This is a genomic window from Bifidobacterium sp. RTP21102st3_E2_RTP21102_210122, from assembly GCF_040916945.1.
Classification (GTDB): Bacteria; Actinomycetota; Actinomycetes; order Actinomycetales; family Bifidobacteriaceae; genus Bifidobacterium; species Bifidobacterium longum.
The window spans coordinates 279,784-304,197 of sequence record NZ_JBCPAN010000002.1 but is presented as its reverse complement, the minus strand read 5'-3'; the positions used below and the strand labels follow the sequence as shown (position 1 = coordinate 304,197).

At 60.4% G+C, this 24,414-nt stretch carries 22 protein-coding genes, 1 tRNA gene and 1 riboswitch; of the genes, 12 read left to right on the top strand and 11 right to left on the bottom strand.

Annotation, left to right across the window (positions count from 1 at the left end):
• Window positions 1-198: 198 nt before the first annotated feature.
• The 3 genes from AB5287_RS03265 to AB5287_RS03255 all read left to right on the top strand — a co-directional run bounded on the left by AB5287_RS03265 (window position 199) and on the right by AB5287_RS03255 (window position 2,176).
• Window positions 199-339, top strand: coding sequence for a hypothetical protein (locus AB5287_RS03265; RefSeq protein WP_368220636.1), 141 nt, complete (start codon window positions 199-201; stop codon window positions 337-339).
• Window positions 340-362: 23 nt separating this feature from the next.
• Window positions 363-533: a hypothetical protein gene (locus tag AB5287_RS03260; protein ID WP_007051191.1), complete on the top strand. Its 171-nt coding sequence runs from the start codon at window positions 363-365 to the stop codon at window positions 531-533.
• A 263-nt stretch (window positions 534-796) separates the two neighbouring features.
• Window positions 797-2,176, top strand: a complete 1,380-nt coding sequence (locus AB5287_RS03255) for an ATP-binding protein (protein WP_368220635.1) — start codon at window positions 797-799, stop codon at window positions 2,174-2,176.
• Window positions 2,177-2,196: 20 nt separating this feature from the next.
• Here the strand turns inward: AB5287_RS03255 and AB5287_RS03250 are convergent, their stop codons facing one another.
• Together AB5287_RS03250 and AB5287_RS03245 are read right to left on the bottom strand one after the other, a co-directional pair.
• Window positions 2,197-2,388, bottom strand: coding sequence for a hypothetical protein (locus AB5287_RS03250; RefSeq protein ID WP_008782756.1), 192 nt, complete (start codon window positions 2,386-2,388; stop codon window positions 2,197-2,199).
• Between the two features lie 370 nt (window positions 2,389-2,758).
• Window positions 2,759-3,802 carry a zinc-dependent alcohol dehydrogenase family protein gene (locus tag AB5287_RS03245; protein WP_007051194.1) on the bottom strand — a complete coding sequence of 348 codons (1,044 nt, stop codon included), beginning with the start codon at window positions 3,800-3,802 and terminating at the stop codon, window positions 2,759-2,761.
• Window positions 3,803-4,073: 271 nt separating this feature from the next.
• A riboswitch (Fluoride riboswitch) is annotated at window positions 4,074-4,143 on the top strand.
• A 62-nt stretch (window positions 4,144-4,205) separates the two neighbouring features.
• Here AB5287_RS03245 and AB5287_RS03240 point away from each other — a divergent pair.
• The 3 genes from AB5287_RS03240 to AB5287_RS03230 all read left to right on the top strand — a co-directional run bounded on the left by AB5287_RS03240 (window position 4,206) and on the right by AB5287_RS03230 (window position 5,667).
• Window positions 4,206-4,742 (top strand): CrcB family protein, encoded by a 537-nt coding sequence (locus tag AB5287_RS03240; RefSeq protein ID WP_368220633.1) that lies wholly within the window; start codon window positions 4,206-4,208, stop codon window positions 4,740-4,742.
• Window positions 4,742-5,107 (top strand): CrcB family protein, encoded by a 366-nt coding sequence (locus AB5287_RS03235; RefSeq protein WP_368220692.1) that lies wholly within the window; start codon window positions 4,742-4,744, stop codon window positions 5,105-5,107. The genes AB5287_RS03240 and AB5287_RS03235 overlap by 1 nt, the downstream gene beginning before the upstream one ends.
• Before the next feature lie 80 nt (window positions 5,108-5,187).
• Window positions 5,188-5,667, top strand: coding sequence for a GtrA family protein (locus tag AB5287_RS03230; protein ID WP_007051198.1), 480 nt, complete (start codon window positions 5,188-5,190; stop codon window positions 5,665-5,667).
• 56 nt (window positions 5,668-5,723) lie between these two features.
• Here the strand turns inward: AB5287_RS03230 and AB5287_RS03225 are convergent, their stop codons facing one another.
• The 8 genes from AB5287_RS03225 to AB5287_RS03190 form a co-directional block, all read right to left on the bottom strand.
• Window positions 5,724-6,788 (bottom strand): YeiH family protein, encoded by a 1,065-nt coding sequence (locus AB5287_RS03225; RefSeq protein ID WP_368220631.1) that lies wholly within the window; start codon window positions 6,786-6,788, stop codon window positions 5,724-5,726.
• A gap of 169 nt (window positions 6,789-6,957) precedes the next feature.
• A complete protein-coding gene (locus tag AB5287_RS03220; RefSeq protein ID WP_368220630.1) occupies window positions 6,958-7,776 on the bottom strand; it encodes a LysR family transcriptional regulator in 819 nt (272 codons plus the stop codon).
• A gap of 136 nt (window positions 7,777-7,912) precedes the next feature.
• The gene (locus AB5287_RS03215) at window positions 7,913-8,644 is read right to left on the bottom strand and encodes a DUF4391 domain-containing protein (RefSeq protein WP_007056866.1); all 732 of its coding nucleotides are present in this window, start codon (window positions 8,642-8,644) and stop codon (window positions 7,913-7,915) included.
• Window positions 8,645-8,851: 207 nt separating this feature from the next.
• Complete coding sequence (gene tuf / locus AB5287_RS03210; protein ID WP_007051202.1) at window positions 8,852-10,051, bottom strand: elongation factor Tu; 1,200 nt, start codon at window positions 10,049-10,051, stop codon at window positions 8,852-8,854.
• A 172-nt stretch (window positions 10,052-10,223) separates the two neighbouring features.
• A complete protein-coding gene (gene fusA / locus AB5287_RS03205) occupies window positions 10,224-12,347 on the bottom strand; it encodes an elongation factor G (protein WP_003832662.1) in 2,124 nt (707 codons plus the stop codon).
• Window positions 12,348-12,378: 31 nt separating this feature from the next.
• Complete coding sequence (gene rpsG, locus AB5287_RS03200; RefSeq protein WP_003828652.1) at window positions 12,379-12,849, bottom strand: 30S ribosomal protein S7; 471 nt, start codon at window positions 12,847-12,849, stop codon at window positions 12,379-12,381.
• A 5-nt stretch (window positions 12,850-12,854) separates the two neighbouring features.
• The gene (rpsL, locus tag AB5287_RS03195) at window positions 12,855-13,226 is read right to left on the bottom strand and encodes a 30S ribosomal protein S12 (protein WP_003813881.1); all 372 of its coding nucleotides are present in this window, start codon (window positions 13,224-13,226) and stop codon (window positions 12,855-12,857) included.
• 765 nt (window positions 13,227-13,991) lie between these two features.
• The gene (locus tag AB5287_RS03190; protein WP_007056371.1) at window positions 13,992-15,053 is read right to left on the bottom strand and encodes a bile acid:sodium symporter family protein; all 1,062 of its coding nucleotides are present in this window, start codon (window positions 15,051-15,053) and stop codon (window positions 13,992-13,994) included.
• Window positions 15,054-15,389: 336 nt separating this feature from the next.
• Here AB5287_RS03190 and AB5287_RS03185 point away from each other — a divergent pair.
• Both AB5287_RS03185 and AB5287_RS03180 read left to right on the top strand, forming a co-directional pair.
• Window positions 15,390-15,465 (top strand) — tRNA-His (locus AB5287_RS03185).
• A gap of 149 nt (window positions 15,466-15,614) precedes the next feature.
• A complete protein-coding gene (locus AB5287_RS03180; protein WP_007056348.1) occupies window positions 15,615-16,640 on the top strand; it encodes a low specificity L-threonine aldolase in 1,026 nt (341 codons plus the stop codon).
• A 146-nt stretch (window positions 16,641-16,786) separates the two neighbouring features.
• Here the strand turns inward: AB5287_RS03180 and AB5287_RS03175 are convergent, their stop codons facing one another.
• Complete coding sequence (locus AB5287_RS03175; RefSeq protein WP_008783584.1) at window positions 16,787-17,947, bottom strand: glycosyltransferase; 1,161 nt, start codon at window positions 17,945-17,947, stop codon at window positions 16,787-16,789.
• 173 nt (window positions 17,948-18,120) lie between these two features.
• On the opposite strand from AB5287_RS03175, the gene purT reads away from it, so the two are divergent.
• The 4 genes from purT to AB5287_RS03155 all read left to right on the top strand — a co-directional run bounded on the left by purT (window position 18,121) and on the right by AB5287_RS03155 (window position 24,400).
• Window positions 18,121-19,458, top strand: a complete 1,338-nt coding sequence (gene purT / locus AB5287_RS03170; RefSeq protein WP_008783583.1) for a formate-dependent phosphoribosylglycinamide formyltransferase — start codon at window positions 18,121-18,123, stop codon at window positions 19,456-19,458.
• A gap of 184 nt (window positions 19,459-19,642) precedes the next feature.
• Window positions 19,643-19,765, top strand: coding sequence for a hypothetical protein (locus tag AB5287_RS03165; protein WP_256866874.1), 123 nt, complete (start codon window positions 19,643-19,645; stop codon window positions 19,763-19,765).
• 85 nt (window positions 19,766-19,850) lie between these two features.
• Window positions 19,851-20,603 (top strand): phosphoribosylaminoimidazolesuccinocarboxamide synthase, encoded by a 753-nt coding sequence (purC, locus tag AB5287_RS03160; RefSeq protein ID WP_007051209.1) that lies wholly within the window; start codon window positions 19,851-19,853, stop codon window positions 20,601-20,603.
• Window positions 20,604-20,665: 62 nt separating this feature from the next.
• The gene (locus AB5287_RS03155; protein ID WP_202571444.1) at window positions 20,666-24,400 is read left to right on the top strand and encodes a phosphoribosylformylglycinamidine synthase; all 3,735 of its coding nucleotides are present in this window, start codon (window positions 20,666-20,668) and stop codon (window positions 24,398-24,400) included.
• Window positions 24,401-24,414: the final 14 nt, after the last annotated feature.

Below are 24,414 nucleotides of genomic sequence, written 5' to 3'. Positions count from 1 at the left end.
TTGGCTGCCGCCGCCTGAGTTTCATGGTCTCCAGTATCATCACGGCCAACGACGGCGGCTGAACGCCGGACGAGAATCTTTCGTCTTGGGCACCGTCCGCCACCTGCAATCCGATTCCCCAGTTTCACTGATGGCCTTTGCGCCGGCGCGGTGTCAGCGCACCCATGCCATGCTGTTTCAGCGCGAATAGCAGCGCGCATGCCGCCGATGCGCGAATCCGGTTCCTTGCTGGTCGGGCTGGTCGGCGAGCGGCTGAATCTTGATTCGGCGTCGCGGCATCCGATCATCCTCCGGCGCTACGCGCTCTCAGCGGAGATTAAAGCAAAAAGGACCTCGTGAACTGGTTTTGATCAGGCCCCTCTATGCTGGACTGTCTGAATGACGACGAGCTGCACACCCTATACGGCTACCTGCAGCGCATCATCGACGCCTCCTCCGACGGCGTACCGGCTTCGACCGCCGAGGACGCCAAGAAGCGAGCGCTACTTATCGAGCACCCCAAGCGCAGGCACATGACGGCCGACCGCGCATAATTCGCGAACAGCCCACACAACTTTGCGGCCACGCAAACGACGGCCGCGCAATCGTTCAATCATTTAGTTACAAGGTCATCCAGCCGCACGATCATCCAGCTCCCCTTACAAGCACGTCCAATTCACCATTTACACGGCATTTTGCACCAAAACCCTACTTTAAAATGCGGCATTTTGCACCAAAGCCCCATTTTGAAATGCGGCATTTTGCACATACAAGGCAGAAAATGCTACCCTCATAAGGGATTCGGAAAGGAGCTGCCATGCTTGAGCGCAAAATCTCGGACGATCTGCTGGAATGGAAGCGGAGCGGTACCGGCAAAGCACTGCTGCTGACCGGCGCTCGCCAGATCGGCAAGAGCTACGCGGTACGCGAGTTCGCCAAGCACGAATACGCCCATTACCTTGAAATCAACCTGTACGAGAACAAGCAGGCGGCCCGAGCGCTCGCATCGGCGAACGACGTGCAGGAGTTCATCAGCCGCCTTACCTTGTTCTCACCTTCAACGCTCATTCCCGGTGATACGTTGATTTTCATCGACGAGGTGCAAGAGGCACCGGATGTGATGACCATGGTCAAGTTTCTGGTGGCCGATGGCCGTTTCGATTATGTGTTCTCCGGTTCCATGCTCGGCACTGAGTTCAAGGGCGTACGCTCCTACCCCGTTGGCTCGGTCATCGAAAAAACCATGCGTCCCATGGATTTTGAGGAATTCTGTTGGGCCATCGGCGTACAGAAGTCGACACTTGAAAACATCCGAGAATCCTGCCGGTCGGTCACGCCAATCGACCGGTACATTCACGATGCAATGATGACGAACTTCCGCACCTATCTGGTAGTCGGCGGCATGCCGGAAGTCGTGCAACGTTTTCTGGACACCAAGGGTGATTTGGCGGCTGTGCGCGCGGCGCAGAACGAGTTGAACCGGCAATATCGCCACGATATTTCGCAGTACGCAGGCAATCGCGCATTGCAGGTGCAGGAGATCTTCGACCAGCTCCCCACTCAGCTGATTGACGGTAACGGCAGATTCGCCGTCTCCTCCATCAGCACCGGCGCTCGGTACGACCGCAATCAGAAGGATTTTCTTTGGCTTGTCGATGCGGGTGTGGCATTGAAAACCAACTGCGTCACCGAGCCGAAAACACCATTGAAACGCACGGCGCAATCACCGAAGTTCAAACTGTACCAGTCTGATACCGGTATGCTCATGGCACGATACCCGCAACCGACCGCGCAAGCCGCATACCTTGATGATTCCTCACCGAATCTGGGTGCCATCTACGAGAACGTGATTGCTCAGGAGCTGACGGCGCAAGGCATTCCGCTGTATTACTACATGGCAAAGAAACATGGTGAAGTCGATTTCATCGCTGACACGAACGCCGATTCTGTGATGCCGTTCGAGGTCAAGTCGGGGCGCAGCTACCGCACGCACGCCGCCATCGACGCCGTATTGGCCAATGCCGAATATCGCATCTCGCAGGGCGTGGTGCTGTCCCGCTCCAATATTGCGCAGGACGGCGGAACAACCTATCTTCCGCTGTATGCCACGTACTGCTTGCGAGATGTCTGCAATCTGGCCTCACCCTCGACCGTCAGCACCATCGGCGACTTTTCGCTGACGGTGCACCCCGTGTAGGCTTCGCATCGGTGCGCGCTTTACCACTGCGCGCACAGGGCGTTGAAGGCGTCATCGAGGCTCGCGCCAAGCCGGCGGGCCTCGTCGGCATAGGTCTTGGCCGCGCGCACCAGCGGTTCGGGAATCGGCTTGACCCGTTTTACACGCGCCGCGCGGCCGGCACCGGTGTCGATGATGCCGCAGTCGGCGAGTTCGGTGTACGCCTTGGCCACGGTTCCCGACGCGATGCGCAGTGTCCACCGGTTCGCCGGAATCGGCCTACCAGACCGGCACCCCGGCCACTACCCCATCGAGCAGCTGCTTATTCCGATCGAGGGCACGGCTTATACATCGGCGCGACCTGACTCAAGCCGTTCGCCACGTGCGGCGCTTTCGGCATCACCGACGAGGCCCTCGCCCAGTCCGCTGCACAGTACAAGGCACTGCTCGCCGAGTAACAGGTGACCGGTTTGCGTCACCACAATCGTTCAGCGTAAACCGCGTCAGACACATCACAACGTCCGTATGTATGCGGCCCTACAAAGGGGACGCATACATACGGACGTTAAATACCACTGCGGTAAACCCCGTCACACCACGCGATTAGAACCGGATCAACGCCTTAATAACTTTGCGCTGGTCCATAGCCTCATAAGCGTCCTGAATATGGTCGAGGTCATATTCGGCGGTGAACACGCGGCCAGGGTTAATCTCGCCTTTAAGCACCGCATCCAGCAGACCACCGTCAATATCGTAGTGGCGCACGGGAGCCGGGCCGCCCTTGATGCCGATGTTGCCGTAGAACGTGCCTTCGGCGCTGATCTCCACGTCGTGCGGCAGACCCACACGACCAATCACGCCACCGCGGCGAATCAGGCCAATCGCCGTGTCGAAGGACTGCTTGGAGCCCACGCATTCGAGCACCGCGTCCGCACCATAGCCACCGGTCATCTCCAGCACCTTGTCAATAGCCTCTTGGCCACGCTCGGGCACGATATCAGTCGCACCGAATTCGCGGGCGAGCGCCGCGCGATCCTCGTGACGGCTCATGGCAATAATGCGCGTGGCACCACGCATCTTGGCGGCAATCACACCGCACAGGCCGACTGCACCATCGCCCATGACCACGGCTGTGTCACCGGGCTTGACCTCGGCAGAAACCGCCGCGTGATAACCGGTGGACATCACATCGGAAATGGTCAGCAGCGATGCGAGCTGTTCATCGGAATAATCTTCCGGTGAACCGGGCACCTTGACCACGGTGCCGTCCGCCTCGGGCACACGCAGGTATTCGGCCTGACAAGCGGAGAAGTAGCCCCCGTGCGGGCACACGGATTCGAAGCCGGCCTTGCATACCGGGCACTTGCCGCAGCTGTACGGGAATGGCACGACCACGAAATCACCTGGCTTAACGGATTCGACCGCCGCGCCAGTCTCCTCGACCACGCCAATGGCTTCGTGGCCCACCTGACTGTGTGCGGCCTGTCCGCTCAGCCCACGGAAGAACCACAAATCAGAGCCGCATACACAGGTGCGCACCATGCGAATTACGATGTCATCATCCTGCTGAAGTGCCGCCTTTGGCACTTCTTCCACGGTCATCTTGCCAGGCTCAACGAAAATCGCGGCTTTCATGGTTTCAGACATATTCACAACTCCTTGTTTCCGGCACCGAGCGATTAGGGCCCGTTATCCTCATGTTCCATTAAACGACAATCGATCTGTATTAGCCAATAGCCATAAACCATGTTGAGCCATACCCACGAGGTATGGAAGCAACCAAGCAATTCATCTACGTGCTTTATCGCCTCACGGCAACCAAGTTCATCGGCATTGCAGAAGTCTCTTGCCGAAATCCACCGCGATAGGCCAATATCCGAGATACTGCTGCCGTTTGTTGTCGCCGCCACGAGTAGGCTAAGGAACCGGCGATGGAACCCGCCTGAACTCGTTTCGAACCGCACACTGCTGATAGTTCCTACACACGATTTGATATTGCATGGAATCGTTGTGTCTTCAGCAGGATTCAGCGGTTTCAGGAAAGGCTATTATGGATTCGCAATCCCCATCCGCAGGTGCCCGGCCGATTACGCACACGACCACTCCCCCGGCGCGCAAGCTCCCCGATATTCATCTTGATATTGTGTTGGTCGTCTTCTGCGGCGGTGCGATCGGCACCGCTATCCGCTATGCGTTCGCACAGATTCCCGCGGCTGGCAGCTTCCATACCGGCACGTTTGTGGCCAACATGCTGGCTTGCTTCTGCTATGCAGGGTTGACCGCTTACTTGGCCGGCGCTTCCCGGTTCGGCGCACGTTCCAAAGAACTTGCCAGTCGCGGACTCGGCATGGGCGTATGCGGTGGTTTGTCTACGATGTCGACACTCGCGCTGGAAGATTTTACCGCAATCCGCGACGGTCAGGTGGCGGCCGGCATTGCCTATCTACTGGTGACGTTCGCGCTGGGTCTGGTTTGTGCGTCTGCCGGCGTGTGGGCAGGAACGCATCTGGCCGGCTCCTCGAACGTATCCGCCGAAGCGTCCGCTGATACGAATGCCGCTACGACCAGCAAGGGAGGTAAGGCGTGATGACCGTATTCCTACCAATCTTGGTCTGCCTGTGCGGCGGCGTAGGCGCCTCCTGCCGCTATCTGCTTGACGTGACCATCAAAACGTACTGGCAGCGCGCATTCCCACTTTCCACGTTCACCATCAATCTCATCGCCGGATTCCTAGCCGGTTTGGTCGCGGCGCTGGCACTCGGCGGGACACTTGATGAACCATGGCGGCTAGTGCTGGCCACCGGTTTCCTCGGCGGCTTCTCCACGTTCTCGACCGCAATCAACGAAATGGTGACGCTCTTCCGCAAACACCGCTACCCCACCGCAGCGGCCTATCTGGTGCTGTCGCCGGGTGTGCCGGTCGTTGCTGCGGCCTGCGGTTTTCTCGTCTGACCGCCACGCCGATTCCCGACGCGGTCAGCGGTATCATTGCGAGGTCGAACGTCACAGGTACATCCGGGAGGTATATGGGTATGGCGAACAATGGAGCGGATGTGAAGCCGAATCAAGGTGTGGGCGCCACAAATACCTCGACCACAACGAATACTGCGGAAAATACCGTGGGCACGGCAACCCCGAAGCAAAATGGACTCGCCGTGCTGGGCAAGTATGTGGGTGTTTCCGCCACGCAGACCATTGTGGAGTATGCGACGTTCGCCATTCTGCACTTGATCGGCGTACCCTCACAGATCGCCAACGGCATCGCCGTGGTGTGTTCGGCGACCTACAACTTCGTGATGAACCGCAACGTGACATTCAAATCGTCCAGCAACTTCACCCGTTCCGTGGCGCTGTTCGTGCTGCTGTGGATCTGGAACTTCACGTTCAGCACGCTGCTGATCGGCTGGATGCCGGGTGCGACCGGGCTGAGTCCATATGTGGTGAAGTTCATTGCGATGGCCTGCCAGTTCGGCTGGGGTTATCCGTTGTGCAAGTACGTGATTTTTAGGTGACACATTCCAATTGCTCACTGTCGTTCGCCTTCGCCTATTTGTATTTGGAGCGCTTATCAGAAGAACAGCATCGCAACACCTGCCGCGAAGCACATGAGCAGGATCGAGGTCAGGAAGCTGGCGAGCATCGGCTTCTTGCCCTTGGAAGCGATGGCCTTGAAGTTCACGTTGATGCCGAGCGCGGCCATGGCCATGCCGAGCACGATGTACGCAAAGTCCACGAGCTGCGGGGTGATGGAGGTGACGAACGGTACGAAGGTGCCGATAATCGAAGCGCCGATGAAGCCGAGCATGAACCACGGGAAGGCCACGGTCTTCTTGCCGGTGCTCTGAACCTCGGAATGCTTCTTCTCCCACCAGATGGCGATGATGATGGCCGCGAACACAAGCATGAGCATGCGGGAAAGCTTCATGATGGTGGCGATGTCCACCGCGCCGAACGCGTCGCCGCCCGCGACCGCGTGGGCGATTTCGTGCAGGGAAGCACCGGCGGTGATGCCCAGCTGGTCCTTGGTCATGCCGGTCAGCGGGCCGAGCGCGATCTCCAGCAACGCGAACACAGTACCCATAATGGCTACGATGGCCACGGCCATGGTCACGTCGTTGTCCTTCTCGTCCTGCTTGTCCTCAGGCACCTTGATGGAACCGGCCAGGCCCATGACGGCGGCCGCACCGCAGATGCCGGTGCCACCGGCGGTCAGGATGGCGAGCATCGGGTCGACACCGAGTTTGCGGGCGATGGCATAGCACACGATGATGGTCAGCGTAACGACCACAGCGGCGATCGGCAGACACTTGATGCCCTGCGTGAACAGCACGGCGAGGTTGAGCTTGAAACCGAGCAGGATGATGCCGAGGCGCAGCAGCTTGTTGGAAATCAGGCCAGCGGCGTCCTTGACGCCTGCCTTGCGGCCATCATTGGAACCGACGTAGGCACTGCGGATCGGGAACTGGATGATCATACCGATGAGCAGCGCGATGATGAGCGCGCCGAACAGGCTGAATCCGGGGAACTGCTTGAGCCAGGAGGCGAACAGCGAGGCCAGCAGAGTCAGAACACCAATGAACAGCATGTCAACGGTGGCAATGCGCTTCCACCATTTTGTACAGAACTCTCTCATGATGTCTATTGAAGCTCAAGCGTTTACATCGGTCAAATCATTGCAACCAATACATATCATCGATTTTGTCGATACCTAATTGATCTCCCTCTGATGAGAGAGGTGGCCGCCGCAGGCGGACGGAGGGAGAGAAACAACGTTCGCAACCTCCCCTCAGTCGACTATCTGACTACCCGCGCAGCGCAGCAATAATCGTCTCCGCCAACTCCCGCTGATCGTGCGTCAGACCGGATCTCGGCACCAGCGCATAGAACCGCCGCACAAACTCATCGCCAAGCTCCCGCTGCACCGGCACGCCCGCCGGCACGGCGGCTTCCGAAATCAACGACTGCCCGAACCCGGCGGGCAGCGCCGCCACAATCGCCGCATTACTGGACACTTCCATCGTGCGTGCAGGCACAACCTGAGCGGTCTTGAAATACAGATCCGTGTAATACCGCACGCCGGAACCGTGTTCGCGCACCATCCACACGCCGTCAGGCTCCCCCGCCAACACCAGCCGGTCCTCGCACAGGGTGACGCGGTCCACCGAATCGTTCACGATCGGCTTTTCCACCACGCCGAGCTGCACGGCCTTCATGCTGGCCTGTTCGAGAATCGCATCCGAGTTCATCACGTGTACAGCGAAGTCGAAACCGTCCATGTCCCGAGCCATCACCGGCAACGCCTTCGGCAGCAGAATCGCCGCGGTCGTGTGCGAGAACGACACGGCCAGCGGCTCACGCGCCTCCTGCACGCGGGCGATCTGCTCACGCGTATCCCGCCATAATCCGTCGATGCCGATGGCAGTCTGGTACAGCATCCGCCCGGCCTGTGTGGGCGTCACGTCACTTTTCGCATTGCGCACGAACAGCGGCGCGCCGACCATCTGCTCCAATTGGGCGATACGCGACGACACCGTCGACTGCGATACCTTCAGCTCATCGGCGGCCAGCGTGAACTGACCCACCTCGTATACGGCGACCAGGGTTTCGAGCAGAGGGAACATGGTTTAACTGTACGCTGTATGATGCACGAATATTTCAATTAGCTTGGGCGTAGCCCTAGGCCACGGACCTGGACCACCCTCAGTCTCGCTTCGCGAGCCAGCTCCCGCCAGCGGAAGCCCAATGGCTTTCACATCACTATGCCTCGCGCAGTTTTGCGAGCTGCGCCTTGGCCTTGTGGAGTTTGGCATAGATCTCGTTGCGCTGGGCCGGGTTCTTGACGCGCTGATGGTCACGAGTGAGCTTGTCCACTTCGGATTCGAGCCGAGCAATTTCAGTATGGCGAATGATGCGCGCATCCAGATTCTCGACCTCCGGCGTACCCAAAATGGTCTGTGAGCACAGCGATGCCCACAGCTCATCAATAGTAGAGCCGGCCAGCTCCAGCTGGGCCTCCCCCGCCGGCTGCCAGTCGCCGGCATATACCTGATAGATCGGCGTGTGCCCGGCACGCCCCGGTATGGCGCGGCGCACGGCGAACGCGCATTCCTCACGCGTGCTGCCCTCGAACGGCACGTCGCGTACGCACACGAACACGATGCCCGATTTGCGCTGTCCGGCGATCAGGTCGATGACTTCGTTCGGTATGCCGGTGGCTTTGGCCGTAAGCTTCAGTCCGATGACCAGCACTTCCGGGATCAGTTTGCCGTCCGCAAGCCCCGTGTTGGCCGACCGGGCCAACGCCAGCATGGTGATGGATTCGATCTCGTTCACCAATCGCTGCTTGAGTTTGCCGGAAATCGGCGCTTTGCCTACGAACAAGGCTTTCGGCAGTGTGCCTTTGGCTTCGGGAATCGCCGTGGAAACGGGCAGTCCCAGCGAAATTGCGGATACAGAACCACAGTGAGCGGCCTGTGCACCAGTCATCATCGACCTTCTTTCCCGGCCTGCCATCAGTGTCATATCCTCGCAGTGCAGCAGTCCGTTTATCTATTGGAAAGCAACACTAGCGCATCCAGGCCGGAAGTCGTGGTACATATCCATATCCTGCTGCGGTTATAGAAAATCCCCTCCGAGTTTCCTCGAAGGGGATTTCCTATAACGCTAGTTCAAGCGAAGATTCTTGTCTGATGAAAATCAGGCGAGGATCTTGGTCACACGGCCGGAGCCGACGGTGTGGCCACCTTCACGCACAGCGAAGGTCAGGCCTTCCTCCATAGCGATGGGCTGAATCAGCTCAACGGTGAAGGTAGCGTGGTCGCCCGGCTGAACCATCTCGACGCCTTCCGGCAGCTCGATGACGCCGGTGACGTCGGTGGTGCGGAAGTAGAACTGCGGACGGTAGTTGGAGAAGAACGGCGAGTGACGGCCGCCTTCGTCCTTGGTCAGCACGTAGACTTCGCCCTCGAACTTGGTGTGCGGGGTGACGGAGCCCGGCTTGGCCACAACCTGGCCACGCTCGACATCGTCACGGCCGAGACCACGCAGAAGCAGACCGGTGTTGTCGCCAGCCTCGCAGGCGTCCATGGTCTTGTGGAAGGTCTCGATGGAGGTGACGGTGGTCTGCTGGGTCGGACGGATACCAACGATCTCGACCGGGGTGTTGACGGCCAGCTGGCCACGCTCGACACGACCGGTGACAACGGTACCACGGCCGGAGATGGTGAAGACGTCCTCGATCGGCATCAGGAACGGCTTGTCCAGGTCGTGAACCGGGGTCGGGATGTAGTCGTCGACAGCGTCCATGAGGTCCTTAACGGACTGGACCCACTTCTCGTGGTCCGGAGCGTCGTCGTGCAGAGCACCGTAAGCGGAGGTGTGGATGACCGGGCAGTCACGGTCGAAGCCGTTCTCGTCGAGGAGGTCGCGGACCTCTTCTTCGACGAGCTCGATGAGCTCTTCATCGTCGACCATGTCGCACTTGTTCAGAGCGACGAGGATCTTCGGAACGCCAACCTGACGGGCGAGCAGCACGTGCTCGCGAGTCTGGGCCATCGGGCCGTCGGTGGCGGCCACAACGAGGATAGCGCCATCCATCTGGGCAGCACCGGTAATCATGTTCTTCACGAAGTCGGCGTGGCCCGGGCAGTCGACGTGAGCGTAGTGACGCTTCTCGGTCTGGTACTCGATGTGGGCGATGTTGATGGTGATACCGCGGGCGGCCTCTTCCGGAGCGGAATCGATCTGGTTGAAGTCGTACTCCGGGTTGACATCCGGGAACTCCTCGTGCAGCACCTTGGAGATGGCGGCAGTCAGGGTAGTCTTACCGTGGTCGACGTGGCCGATGGTACCGATGTTAACGTGCGGCTTAGTACGCTCGTACTTTTCCTTTGCCATTACTTTTGTCCTCCTGGACGTCTCGTGAGTTTCCTGCACCCTTTCGCACAGGAACTCGCTTATTCTACTGGGTTTCTGGGTTATGTGCCACTTTGAAGAGCCAGAACCCAGTCAGCGGTATACGATATTACCGCTGACTGAAGACACTGGCTACTTCATGCAGTGGCGCGTGTCACTCGCCGCGCTGGGCCTTGATGATCTCCTCGGAGACGCTCTTCGGCACCTCGTCGTAGGAGTCCATCTCCATGGTGAACATGGCACGACCCTGGGTCTTGGAACGCAGGTCGCCGATGTAGCCGAACATCTCGGACAGCGGGACCTTGGCGTCGATGACCTTGACGCCGACACCGTCGGTCATGGACTGGATGTTGCCACGGCGCTGGTTCAGATCGCCGATGACTTCGCCCATGTACTCTTCCGGCGTACGGACTTCGACCTTCATGATCGGTTCGAGAATGACCGGCTTGGCCTTCGGGGCAGCTTCCTTGAAGCACATGGAACCTGCGAGCTTGAAGGCCATTTCTGAGGAATCGACCGGGTGCATCTGGCCGTCAGTGACGGTGGCCTTGACGCCCACGACCGGGAAGCCGGCGAGAACACCGGACTCCATGGCCTCCTTGACACCGGCCTCGATGGGGCCGATGAATTCGGCGGAGATGTGGCCGCCGGTGACCTTATTCTCGAACTCGAAGGTCTTGCCCTCGGTGGTGTCGAGCGGCTCGAAGTTCATCAGGACCTTTGCGAACTGGCCGGAACCACCGGTCTGCTTCTTGTGGGTGTAGCCCTGGTCCATGACGGCCTTGCGGATGGTCTCGCGGTAGGCGACCTGCGGCTTGCCCTGGTTGCACTCAACCTTGAACTCGCGGCGCATACGGTCGACGATGATGTCGAGCTGGAGCTCGCCCATGCCGGCGATCAGGGTCTGGCCGGACTCTTCGTCGGTCGTGACCTGGAAGGTCGGATCCTCTTCGGCCAGCTTGGACAGGGCGATGCCCATCTTCTCCTGGTCGGCCTTGGTCTTCGGTTCGACGGCCACCTGGATCACAGGATCCGGGAAGGTCATGGAGTCGAGGGTGATCGGATCGTCGATGGCGCACAGGGTGTCACCGGTGGTCACGTTCTTCAGGCCCACGAAGGTGTAGATGTTACCGGCGTCAGCGCGGTCCATCGGGTTTTCCTTATCGGCGTGCATCTGGAAGATCTTGCCGATACGTTCCTTCTTCTCGCGGGTGGAGTCGAGCACGGAGTCGCCCGGCACAACGGAGCCGGAGTAGACGCGCACGAACACGAGCTTGCCGTAGAACGGGTGGGTGGAGATCTTGAAGACCAGAGCCGCGAACGGATCGGACTTGACCGGGTGACGGTCGATCTCGACGGACTCATCGCCAGGCTTGTAGCCCTTGATGGCCGGCACGTCTTCAGGAGACGGCAGGTAATCGACAACGCCGTCCAGCATCGGCTGAACGCCCTTGTCCTTGAAGGCGGAACCGCAGAAGATCGGGAAGGCTTCCTTGGCGATGGTGAGCTTACGCACGCCAGCGCGGATGTCTTCCTTGGACAGGTCGCCGTCCTCGAAGAACTTGTTCATGAGGTCGTCGTCGGCTTCGGCAGCGGCTTCCACGAGCTTCTCGTGGTACTCCTGAGCCTTGTCCTTGAGGTCGTCCGGGATCTCAGTGGTGTCGTACTTGGCGCCGAGCTCCTCGGTGCCGTTCCACACGTAAGCCTGCATCTCAACCAGGTCGACAACGCCAGTGAAGTCGTTCTCGGAACCGATCGGCAACTGCATCACGATCGGAGTAGCGCCCAGCTTCTCCTTGATGGTGTCGACGGAGTAGTAGAAGTTCGCGCCCAGCTTGTCCATCTTGTTGATGAAGCAGATACGCGGAACGCCGTACTTGTCAGCCTGACGCCACACGGTCTCGGACTGAGGCTCCACGCCTTCCTTGCCGTCGAACACGGCAACGGCACCATCGAGCACACGCAGGGAGCGCTCCACCTCGGCCGTGAAGTCCACGTGGCCAGGGGTATCGATGATGTTGATCTGGAACTTGTCCTTGGTGTCGTGGGACTGACGGCTCCAGAAGCAGGTGGTAGCAGCGGACTGGATGGTGATACCACGTTCCTGCTCCTGCGCCATGAAGTCCATGGTGGAGGCGCCGTCGTGGGTCTCGCCGATCTTGTAGTTCTTACCGGTGTAGAACAGAATACGCTCGGTAGTGGTGGTCTTGCCGGCATCAATGTGGGCCATGATGCCGATATTGCGGACGTCGTGGAGGTCCGAAATCTCTTCAGCCATCTTTTTCCTTAGTTTTACTCAGGGCGAGTGATTACCAGCGGTAATGAGCGAAGGCCTTGTTAGCCTCTGCCATCTTATGAGTATCCTCGCGGCGCTTGACAGAAGCACCGAGGCCGTTGGAGGCATCCAGGATCTCATTGGCGAGACGCTCAGCCATGGTCTTCTCACGACGGGCGCGGGAGAAGTCGGTCAGCCAGCGCAGCGACAGGGTGTTGGCGCGGTTCGGCTTGACCTCGACCGGCACCTGGTAGGTGGCGCCACCGACACGGCGGGAGCGAACCTCGAGGGACGGACGGATGTTGTCCAGGGCGCGCTTGAGCACAGCCACCGGCTCCTGGTCGGACTTCTCCTTGACCATATCGAGCGCGGAGTAGACGATGTCTTCGGCGATCGACTTCTTGCCGTCAAGCAGAATCTTGTTGATGAGCTGCGCCACCACGGTGGAACCGTAGATCGGATCGGGCAGCACGACGTGCTTCTTGGAAGGTCCCTTACGTGACATATCTCTTACTTCGCCTTCTTTGCTCCATACAGGGAACGACCCTGCTTACGGTCCTTGACACCCTGGGTATCGAGCGCGCCACGCACGATGTGGTAACGCACACCCGGGAGATCCTTCACACGGCCGCCGCGCACGAGCACGATGGAGTGCTCCTGCAGATTGTGGCCTTCGCCCGGAATGTAGGCGGTGACTTCGATGCCCGAGGACAGGCGCACACGAGCGACCTTACGCAGAGCCGAGTTCGGCTTCTTCGGGGTGGTGGTGTAGACACGGGTGCACACGCCGCGACGCAGCGGGCTGCCCTTCAGGGCCAAAGTCTTGGACTTCTTCGGCTTTGCCTGACGTCCCTTACGGACGAGCTGTTCAATAGTAGGCAACTTGAATTCTCCGATTCAGTGGTTTCTCTTGCTTTTGTGTGACCGCCGCACTGCACCCACACTTTTCAGCACACTCGCTTGGTATCCGCCTGTTGGCGGCACCCGACGAATCGGAAAAGATAGCCCAGTCCACCGGCCCGATGGCCTTCGCCCCTCCCGTCGGCGCATTACTGCGTGCGATCAGCGGTTTGAAGGATATCCCAGCATGCTCGCCTGTTACATAAGGCGTGCTGTTGGCACACACGAATATCTATATTACGATTCCTCCGGACAACGACGCGCCGAGCCACAACTCACTGGTTTGGGGACCTCCTGCGCCCCCGTACTTTTCCTCTCCTCCCAACGCAATATTCCAATGCGTCGCAAAACACACACCCAACTATTCTCCCAACGCAATATTCCCGGGAATGCGTCGCAAAAAGGGAACGCCACACAGCAGGTGCCCCCGCGGAGACTATGTCACACGGGGGCACCGCCAAGGAGGTTACATTATGTTTCTTTTCACCACATCCGCTTCTGTGTTATCTGTTTCCAGCACATCCTCGTGCTCTTCCATATCCGATGGGAACCTCTAGCGACCCGGCCTCTTTGCCGTATTACCTTGCCGCTTTCTGCATTACCAATTATAGCAAAACCGCCCTCGCGAAACGCCCGATACCTCAATCGGGAGTAAGCGGGAGCGGCTATGTTATGCGAGGTAGGAAAGGTGGATGACCGACTGACTGGAGTCGTGCCTTACCCGACCTTTCTCACCATTTCAGGATTTCAGGCAGCGACCTTGGCGGCCTTATCGGCGTCGAACGGGTGGGCCGCTGAAACGGTGCTCTTGGCAGAGCCCTTCTCGCCATTGTCGGAATCCCAGTGGATCTCGTGCTTGTCATCGTGGTTGCGCCACCAGCTGGACAGGATAGAGCCGGAGATGTTGTGCCACACGGAGAAGAAGGTGGACGGCACGGCAGCGAGTGGGTTGGTTGCGAAGGAGGTCAGGGCCAGGGTTGCGCCCAGAGCGGAGTCCTGCATGCCGACTTCGAAGGTGATGGCCTTCTGCTGTGCGTAGCGGAAGCCCTTCGGGTAGATCTTGTACATCAGCTTGGAGAAGCCGAAGCCCAGCGAGTAGCCGCACAGGTTGTGCAGGATGACCACCGGGATGGCCACCAGGGAGCTGGCCACGAACAGCTTCGGACCGTTGGCGGCAACGACCACGCCGATGATAAGCAGAATAGCCACCTGAGAAACGATAGGCAGGGCGACCGTAACCTTCTCGATCTTCTTGCCGAAGATCATGTGGCAGATCACACCGAGGGCGATCGGGAAGAGCACCACCTTGACGGCGTTGAGGAACAGGGACTGAGTCGGCACGGACACGTACTGAGAAGCGAGCAGCTGCATCAGCAGCGGAATCATGAACGGGGCGCACAGGGTGGAGAGGATGCCGATGGAGACATCGAGGGCCACGTCACCACGGGACAGGTAGCTCATCACGTTGGAGGAGGTGCCAGACGGGCAGCAGCCGACGAGAATCACGCCCACGGCCAGCGGGCCGGACAGGTGGAAGATCGCGCACAGGGCCACGGCGATGAGCGGCATGATGATGAAGTGAGCTACGGTGCCGACGATGACCATCAGCGGCTGGGTCAGGATGCGCTTGAAGTCGTCCAGCGTCAGGGTCAGGCCCATGCCGAACAGCACGATGCCCAGCATGTAGCCGGTGTACGCCTTGCCCCACAAGCTGGCGGCCGGCACGAAGTAGTTGAAGACGGCCCAGACGATGACGATGACCGTAAACCACTTGGTCAGCCAATCTGCAAAGGCTTTAACCTTTTCCATGGTGTTTCTCTTCCCTTGTTTGGTGTAGGTAACATCGCATGAAACTAGGCGGGTCGCGGTTGATATGAAACATAATGCTCACATTGCGAACACTCACGTAATCATTTCTGCAATCCCCGGTCGTACCATCACACCGTCGTGTGCCTTGACTTTTCATCAATCGCCGCACAAGACCCACTCATCCACATCCCGCCATCTGAGACAGCCCGCAGCCTGGCCCCAAGAATGAAACCGACCACTTGATTCCATCGCGACACACCGATGAGCACACATCCGCAAAGTTGTGTATAGTATTCACCTGTTGCGCGAATTCAGCTTGCTGAATACGGCACTATGGTGGCCATAGCTCAGTTGGTAGAGCATCTGATTGTGGTTCAGAAGGTCGCGCGTTCGAGCCGCGTTGGCCACCCCAGTAAAACCCTTCCGTTCGCGGAAGGGTTTTGTTTTTTCTCCCTGAATTCCCCGCTCCTGGGTTATAGGCCAAATAGGCATGCCGGGAACCACCGCGTTGTACACTCAGGGCATATCCAATTCACCGAACATAAGGACAAAAGGTCCGTCATGCTGTCTTTTGAGAACGATTACTCCCGCGCCGCCCATCCCGCGGTGCTTGAAGCCGTGGCTGAAGCCAACAACCATCTGTATTCGGGCTACGGGTCCGACGAACTGAGCGATCAGGCCAAGGCCAAGATCCGCGAGGCCTGCGGCCAGCCGGACGCGGATGTGTGGTTCCTCGTCGGCGGCACGCAGACCAACCAGGTCGTCATCGACACCATCACCCCGGCGTATGCAGGCGTGGTCGCGGTCGCCTCCGGCCATCCGAACGTGCACGAGGCCGGCGCCATCGAGTTCTCCGGGCACAAGGTGCTCACGATTCCCCAGCACAACGGCAAAATGGACCCGACCGAACTGGACGAGTTCTGCAAGACCTTCTATGCGGACGGCAACTACGAGCACATGGTGTTCCCGGGCTCCGTGTACGTCTCGCAAAGCACCGAATATGGCACCATCTACTCCAAGGCCGAGTTGCAGGCCATCGCCGATGTGGCGCACAAGTACGACATGCCGCTGTTCGTGGATGGCGCGCGACTCGGCTACGCGCTGACCGCCACCGGTTCAGACATGACGCTCGCGGATCTGGCGACCATCGCCGACGTGTTCTACATCGGCGGTACCAAGGTGGGTGCCCTGTTCGGCGAGGCCGTGGTGTTTACCAAGCACAACACGCCGAAGCACTTCTTGACCCTCATCAAGCAGCACGGTGCCTTGCTGGCCAAGGGCTTTGTGCTGGGCGCGCAGTTTGACGCTTTGTTCACCGACAACCTGTATTTCAAGATCGCCCGCAACGCCAATGAGGCGGCCGATCGTATTCGCGAGGCCCTGCGCGCCAAGGGCTACACGCTCACTTTCGAAGCGCCCACCAACCAGATTTTCGTGACGATGGATCAGCCGACCATCGACCGTCTGGAGCGCGAGATCAAGCTCGGCTTTACCGAAAAGGCCGACGACACGCACACCGTGATGCGCATCTGCACCAGCTGGGCCACCACGCCTGAAGAGGTCGATCAACTTATTGAGTTGTTGTAAAACCCTTCGCTAATCTCTCCCTCCGTCATCGCTTCGCGATGCCACCTCCCTCATCAGAGGGAGGTTTTTTCGTAGATCCCTCTGATGAGGGAGCTGGCCACCGCAGGCGGACTGAGGGAAAGACCTCTCCGCAAACGAGAAGGCTCCTATTCCCCTATCGCCTTGCGTTCCATATCCACGAACTTGTGGACCGAGGCTTCCACGGAATAATGCGCCTTGGTGTATTCGGCGTATTTTTCGCCCCATTCGGCGCGCTCGGCCTGATGTGCGATCCACCAATCGATGCGTCGGGCCAGCAGGGCCGCGTCTCGCACGGGGAACAACGACTCGTCGATCAGCGCGAACTGGCTGGCCGCCGACAGTTCGGACGCGGCGATCACCGGCACCAATCCGCACGCCATCGCCTCGATCACGCTCACCGATTCGATGTCGGCAATCGAACAATGCACGAACAAATCGCCCGAACGCAACAAATCGGGCATATCGGCGTGCTTGTGGAATCCGATATCGGCCTTGCGCGCCAGCAAACGCCCGGCGCGGAACTTGAGATACTGCTTGAGCGGCCCAGTACCGGCGATCACCAGCTGAATATCGCCGGCGTGCCGGGACATCGACACCGCCTTGATCAGCGTAATCTGATCTTTCTCGCTAGCCAGTCGGCCGGAAGCGATGACGCGGAACGGCACGGGAGCCGAGGCATCCGGATCGGCCGGCTTCTTCGGCGAATACACCGGTGAATAACCATTGGAAATCACGTGCAACTTGGCTTTATACCCGTGCGCGCGCAACAGGCTCGCGGTCATTTCGGTGGGCACATGGATGTGGTCAATGTGCTTGTACAGCCAGTGCTTGAACAGCCAGTACAGGAAGCTGGAAATACCGGGAATGCGACGTAGCGGGCCGGCCGAATACAGCACGTTCTCCGGCTGCAGGTGGAATCCGGCAGTCACGGGAATGCCCATTTGGTGGGCGACTTTAGCGGCACGACGGCCGAATTTGAACGGCATATAGATATGCACCACATCCACGCCTTGGAAGGCGGTGCGGAACAACGTGTCGCTGGGTTCGGCGAATTGCATGAGCTGCTTGGCGGCCACCCACGAGACGAGCGGCACCTTATTCACGCGCGCCGGATATTCGGGCGCCCCTATACCGACAAGCCTCACATGATGGCCTTGCCGCTCCAATTCTGCAGCCCATTGCAAGGCCGAATTGGAGGTACCGTTGCCCTGATTGCCCACCGTATCGACCACAAGAGCGATAGTCAGAGGACGATCAATGCTCTCTTCAATCCCGTTTTCGCGCATTGCCCCATCCTAAACCACCGCGCTGCAATGGCGTCGGCCGCGCTGCATGAACGCGTGTGAAATGGTATGGGCTGCCGCATTTTGCCCAATATTGAATCACGCGCTCCGCAGCGCACGTCGCCGAATCCGAGCCCCGCATAGGCGAAATCATCGCGGCATGGCAGAATGTGGGTATGACTGAGAACGCCGTAAATACTGCCGTGACTTCCACCTCCTCTCCCGCAATTCCCGCCGAGACTTCCGCCGTCTCCCCCGCAACTCGCGCAGCCAACCGCCCGCTGGGCACACCGCTGGGCAAGCACCCCACCCGCGTGCTGTTTTTGGGCGCTGGTGAGCTGGGCAAGGAAGTGGCCATCGAGCTCATGCGACTGGGCGCGTGGGTGTGCGCCGCTGACTCGTATGCCGGCGCTCCGGCCCAGCAGGTGGCGCATGAATATCGCGCGTTGGATATGGCGAATGCCGCCGAATTGCAGGCATTGTTCGATGAAATCAAGCCGGACATCATCGTGCCCGAGGTAGAGGCCATCGCCACCGATGTGCTGGCCGGTACTGCGGCCGCGGGCGCCCAGGTGGTGCCGAGCGCCGAAATCGCCGCGATTTGCATGGACCGCGAGCGCCTGCGCGTACTGGCCCACGAAGAATTGGGCTTGCCGACTACACCGTATCGTTTTGCCGGCTCGCTGGAAGAGCTGCGCGCCGGAGCTTCGGAAGTCGGCTATCCGTGCGTGGTCAAGCCGGTGATGAGCTCGTCTGGTCACGGCCAGTCGGTGGTGCGTTCCGCCGACGCCATCGATGCCGCTTGGACCGAAGCGCAGGAGGGCCGTCGCGCCGCCGATGAGGGCGATGTGTCGCGCGTGATCGTTGAGGCGCTTGCCCCGCTGGAGCGTGAGCTGACGGTACTGACTGTTTCTTCGTCCGCCGGCATTGTGACGTGCACGCCGATCGGCCAACGTCAGGAGTCCGGCGATTACCGCGAGTCCTGGCAGCCGGCTACCGAACCCGATGGTGAGGCCGAGCGGGCGCGCGACATCGCACGTACCGCCGTTGAAGGCTTGGTGGCCAAGGCTCAGGCGGCCGGCGAAACCGGTTGGGGCGTATTCGGCGTGGAACTGTTCGTGCTCACCGACGGCTCGATTCTGTTCAACGAGGTCTCCCCCCGTCCGCACGATACCGGTATGGTGACGATGGCCTCCCAGCGTCTGAGCGAGTTCGCGCTGCACGCCCGCGCGATTCTCGGCCTGCCGATCACCCCCGAGCATGTGGCGCTCACGATTCCGGCCGGCTCGGTGGCGGCAAGCCATGCGATTGTGGTGGCCGGCGACGGTGAGGCCGAGTTCACCGATGTGGCCGCTGCTCTGGCCGAACCCGGCACGGACCTGCGCATTTTTGCCAAGCCCGAAGTGCATGGCCACCGCCGCATGGCCGTGGCACTGGCCGTCGGCGAGTCCGAAGCCGACGCCCGTGCCAAGGCCGGCCTCGTGGCCGATGCGTTGACGATTACCGTGGAGTAGTCCACGGCCTGATCAGCTCAGCATGGCCTCAATATTATTGCCGTCCGGGTCGTGGATGAACGATCATGACGAACCTCCTTGTACCATTTCGTCACTCCCATTATCGTGTGCATATGGCCGAAGAGTCATGTTTCGTCTATTGACGAACATCTGAGTATTCACACGCGCTTCTGTAGATACCTTCATGCCGGAAGGCTACACGACCGGAGACGAGCTGATCGTACTGGCCAATGACGGCCGCCTCCGCCATCCCAACAGCGTATGGCCGTTCGATGCAGCGACGTATGATGCGCTGGCCGCATCGTAGCGTCATGCTGAGTGTTGTTGTAGCCCTCGATTGGTACCCTTTTACCGTTAGTTCACCCAGAAATTCCACTCCTGAAAGGTGAGTCATGGAGAAGCTGGAAAAGCTCTACGAGGGCAAGGCCAAGCAACTGTACGCAACCGACGATCCCGAGGTTCTGTGGGTCGAATACAAGAACACCGCCACCGCTGGCGATGGTGAAAAGAAGGAAGACTTCACCGGCAAGGGCCGCCTGAACAACCTCATCACCACCATCATCTTCGACCTGCTCAAGAAGCGCGGCATCGACAGCCACCTTATTAAGCGAGTGGACGACACCGGCCAGCTGGTGCGCAAGGTGAACATGTTCCCGTTGGAGATCGTGCTGCGCAACGTGGCCGCCGGCCACTTCTGCTCCCGTCTGGGCGTGGAGGAAGGCCTGCCGCTCAAGGAGCCGGTGCTTGAGTACTTCCTGAAGAACGATGATCTGCACGATCCGTTCGTCAACGACGATGACCTGGTGGCCCTCGGCGTATGCACTCGCGAGGATCTCGCCGAGATCGCCCCGCTGGCCCGCAAGATCAACGAGGCCCTGATCGAGATCTTCGCCAAGATCGACGTCAAGCTGGTCGACTTCAAGATCGAAATGGGCCGCGCCACCGACGGCACGCTGCTGTTGGCCGACGAGATCACCCCGGATTCCTGCCGTCTGTGGGACCAGAAGGACCACTCCGGCAAGGTCGAGCACCTTGACAAGGACCTGTTCCGCCGTGGTCTCGGCAGCATCATCCCGGCCTACGAAGAGATCGAGGAGCGCCTCGCCGAACTCGCCAAGTCCGAAGGCATCGAAGTCGCCGAGTAATGCATTATCTGGCTCCCCTCTCGAGGGGAGCCAATTGTCTTTAATTTCAAGAAAGGATTTCCATGGTTTTTCGCGTGTACGTGGAAAAGAAGCCCGGCTTTGATGTCGAAGCCCAGCAGCTTGCGGGCGAACTGCGCACGATCCTCGGACTGACCGGCCTCAAGGCCCTGCGCATCGTGAACCGCTATGACGTCGAAGGCATCTCCCAGGAGCTGTTCGACCAGACCGTACCCACCGTGTTCAGCGAGCCTCAGGTGGACAATGTGGCCTACGACCTGCCCGACTTCGCCGGCGCCAAGGTCTTCGCCACCGAGTTCCTGCCCGGCCAGTTCGACCAGCGCGCCGACTCCGCCGCCGAATGCATCCAGCTCATCTCCCAGGGCGAGCGCCCGACCGTCCGCTCCGCCAAGCTGTACGCGCTGGAAGGCGACCTGACCGACGCCGACGTGGACACCATCAAGCATTACGTGATCAACCCGGTCGAGGCCCGCGAGGCCAGCCTGGAGACCAAGGAAACCCTGAAGACCCAGGTGCCGGTGCCCGGCAAGGTCGAGACCATCGCCGGTTTCAACGAGATGGACGCCGAAGCCGGCCAGAAGTTCATCGACGAGCGCGGTCTGGCCATGGATCTGGCCGACCTCGAATTCTGCCAGAAGTACTTCAGCGAGGAGGGCCGCGAGCCCACCATCACCGAAATCAAGGTGATCGACACCTACTGGTCTGACCACTGCCGTCACACCACGTTCGGCACTGAGCTGGACGAAGTGACCATCGATGACGCCACCGTCAAGGCCGCCTTCGAGCGTTACCTGGCGATGCGCCACGAGCTCGGCCGTGACGCCAAGCCCGTCTGCCTCATGGACATGGGCACCATCGGCGCCAAGTGGCTCAAGAAGAACGGTGTCCTGACCGGCCTTGACGAGTCCGAGGAAATCAACGCCTGCACCGTCAAGGTCAAGGTTGACGTGAACGGCCACGACGAGGACTGGCTGTTCCTGTTCAAGAACGAGACCCACAACCACCCCACCGAAATCGAACCGTTCGGTGGCGCGGCCACCTGCATCGGCGGCTGCATCCGCGATCCTCTGTCCGGCCGCTCCTACGTGTATCAGGCGATGCGCGTCACCGGCGCCGCGGACCCGACCGTGCCGGTCTCCGAGACGCTGGAAGGCAAGCTCCCCCAGCGCAAGCTCGTGACCACCGCCGCCGCCGGCTACAGCTCCTACGGCAACCAGATCGGTCTGGCCACCGGTCAGGTCGACGAGATCTACCACCCCGGCTACGTGGCCAAGCGCATGGAGGTGGGTGCGGTCGTGGCCGCCACCCCGGCCGACCATGTGCGCCGCGAAACCCCGGCCCCTGGCGACAAGATCATCCTGCTGGGCGGCCGCACCGGCCGTGACGGCATCGGCGGTGCCACCGGTTCGTCCAAGGCGCATAACGTGGAATCGCTCGAGCTCGACGGCGCCGAAGTGCAGAAGGGTAACGCTCCGGTGGAGCGCAAGCTGCAGCGTCTGTTCCGCCGCGGCGATGCCTGCCGTCTGATCAAGCGCTGCAACGACTTCGGCGCGGGTGGCGTGTCCGTGGCGGTCGGCGAGTTGGCCGACGGCCTGTTCGTGGACCTCAACACCGTGCCCAAGAAATACGAGGGCCTGGACGGCACCGAGCTGGCCATCTCCGAATCCCAGGAGCGCATGGCCGTGGACGTGGCCGCCGAGGACGTGGACGAGTTCCTGGCCTACGCCCGCGAAGAGAACCTCGAAGCCACGGTGATTGCCACCGTGACCGAGGACCCGCGCATGGTGATGACCTGGAACGGCGACAAGATCGTGAATCTGTCCCGTGAGTTCCTGGCCTCCAACGGCGCTTCCAAGCACCAGACCGTGCATGTCGAGGAACAGCAGTCCTACGAGACCCCGTGGGGCGAGGGCACGCTGGCCGAACGCATGAACAAGCTGGTCACCGACATCAACGTGGCCTCCAACAAGGGCCTTTCGGAGCGCTTCGACTCCACCATCGGCGCGGGCACCGTGCTCATGCCGTTCGGCGGCAAGCGTCAGCTCACCCCGAACATGGCCATGGTCGCCAAGCTGCCGGTGTTCGGCGAGACCACCACCGCTTCGGCGATGGCGTGGGGCTTCAACCCGTACATCATGTCCAAGAACCAGTTCACCGGCGCCTACCTGTCCGTGGTCGAGTCGCTGGCCAAGCTGGTCGCGGCCGGCTTCGAGCATGAGAAGGCCTACCTGAGCTTCCAAGAGTACTTCGAGAAGCTGCGCGACGAGCCGGAACGCTGGGGCAAGCCGGCGGCCGCCGTACTCGGCGCGCTGATGGCCCAGGTGGACCTGGGCGCCGGCGCCATCGGCGGCAAGGACTCCATGTCCGGTTCGTTCGAGGATCTCGACGTGCCGCCGACGCTGATCTCCTTCGCCGTGGCCGTGGGCAACATGAAGCGCGCCACCTCCCCTGAATTCAAGGACGCCGATCACCGTATCGTACGCATCGCGCCGCGCTACCTGGCCGACGGTCTGACCCCGGACAAGGATGCGCTGCTTGAGGTGTTCTCCGTGATCGAGGAGCTCACCGACTTCCACGATGCCCTGGCCGTCTCTACGCCGGGCTATGGCGCCACCGCCGAAGCCCTGTTCAAGATGACGCTCGGCAACCGCATCGGCGTGACCCTGAACGACAGCATCGCCGTGGACGACCTGTTCACCCCGGCATACGGTTCGTTCATCGTCGAGCTGGCGGACGATGCCAAGCTTCCGGCCGTCTCCAATTTGGTCGAGATCGGCGAAATCGGCACCACCACCTCCGAGTACGTGTTCAAGGCCGCCGGCGAGACGCTGGACCTGGACGCTGTGCAGGAAGCTTGGGAGTCCGGCATCGAATCCGTGTTCCCGTACCGTTCCAAGGGCGAGGACAAGGGCGCGACCGTCGAGACCATCGACTTCCACGCGCCGAAGAAGACCGTGTACGTCGGCTCTTCCGTGGCCAAGCCGCATGTGGTGATCCCGGTGTTCCCGGGCAACAACTGCGAGTACGATTCCGCCGCCGCCTTCGAGCGTGCCGGCGCCGATGTGACCACACTGATCGTCAACAACCTGACGCCGGCCGCCGTCGCCGAATCCACGCAGGCGTTGGTCGACGAGATCAACAAGAGCCAGATCATGATGATCCCGGGCGGCTTCTCCGGCGGCGACGAGCCGGACGGTTCCGCCAAGTTCATCACCGCGTTCTTCCGTGCGCCGGCCGTCACCGAGGCCGTGCGTGACCTGCTGAAGAACCGCGATGGTCTGATGCTCGGCATCTGCAACGGCTTCCAAGCGCTCGTCAAGCTGGGTCTGGTGCCGTACGGCGACATCGTGCCGATGACCGACGCCTGCCCGACGCTGACCTTCAACACCATCGGCCGCCACCAGAGCCGACTGGTCCGCACGCGCGTGGCCTCCGACCTCTCCCCGTGGCTGTCCAAGACTTCGGTCGGCGACATTCACACCGTGGCCATCTCCCACGGCGAGGGCCGCTTCGTGGCCTCCGACGAGGTGCTCGCCCAGCTCAGGGCCAACGGCCAGATCGCCACGCAGTACGTGGACGAGGCCGGCACCCCCGGCATGGACCTGGATGTGAACCCGAACGGCTCGCTGCTCGCCATCGAGGGCATCACCAGCCCGGACGGCCGCGTGTTTGGCAAGATGGGTCACTCGGAGCGTTCCGGCAACGGCCTGTACGTCAACGTGCCCGGCAACAAGTACCAGCCGATCTTCGAGGCCGGCGTGGAATACTTCACCGCCTGATAATCGGCGCGTAT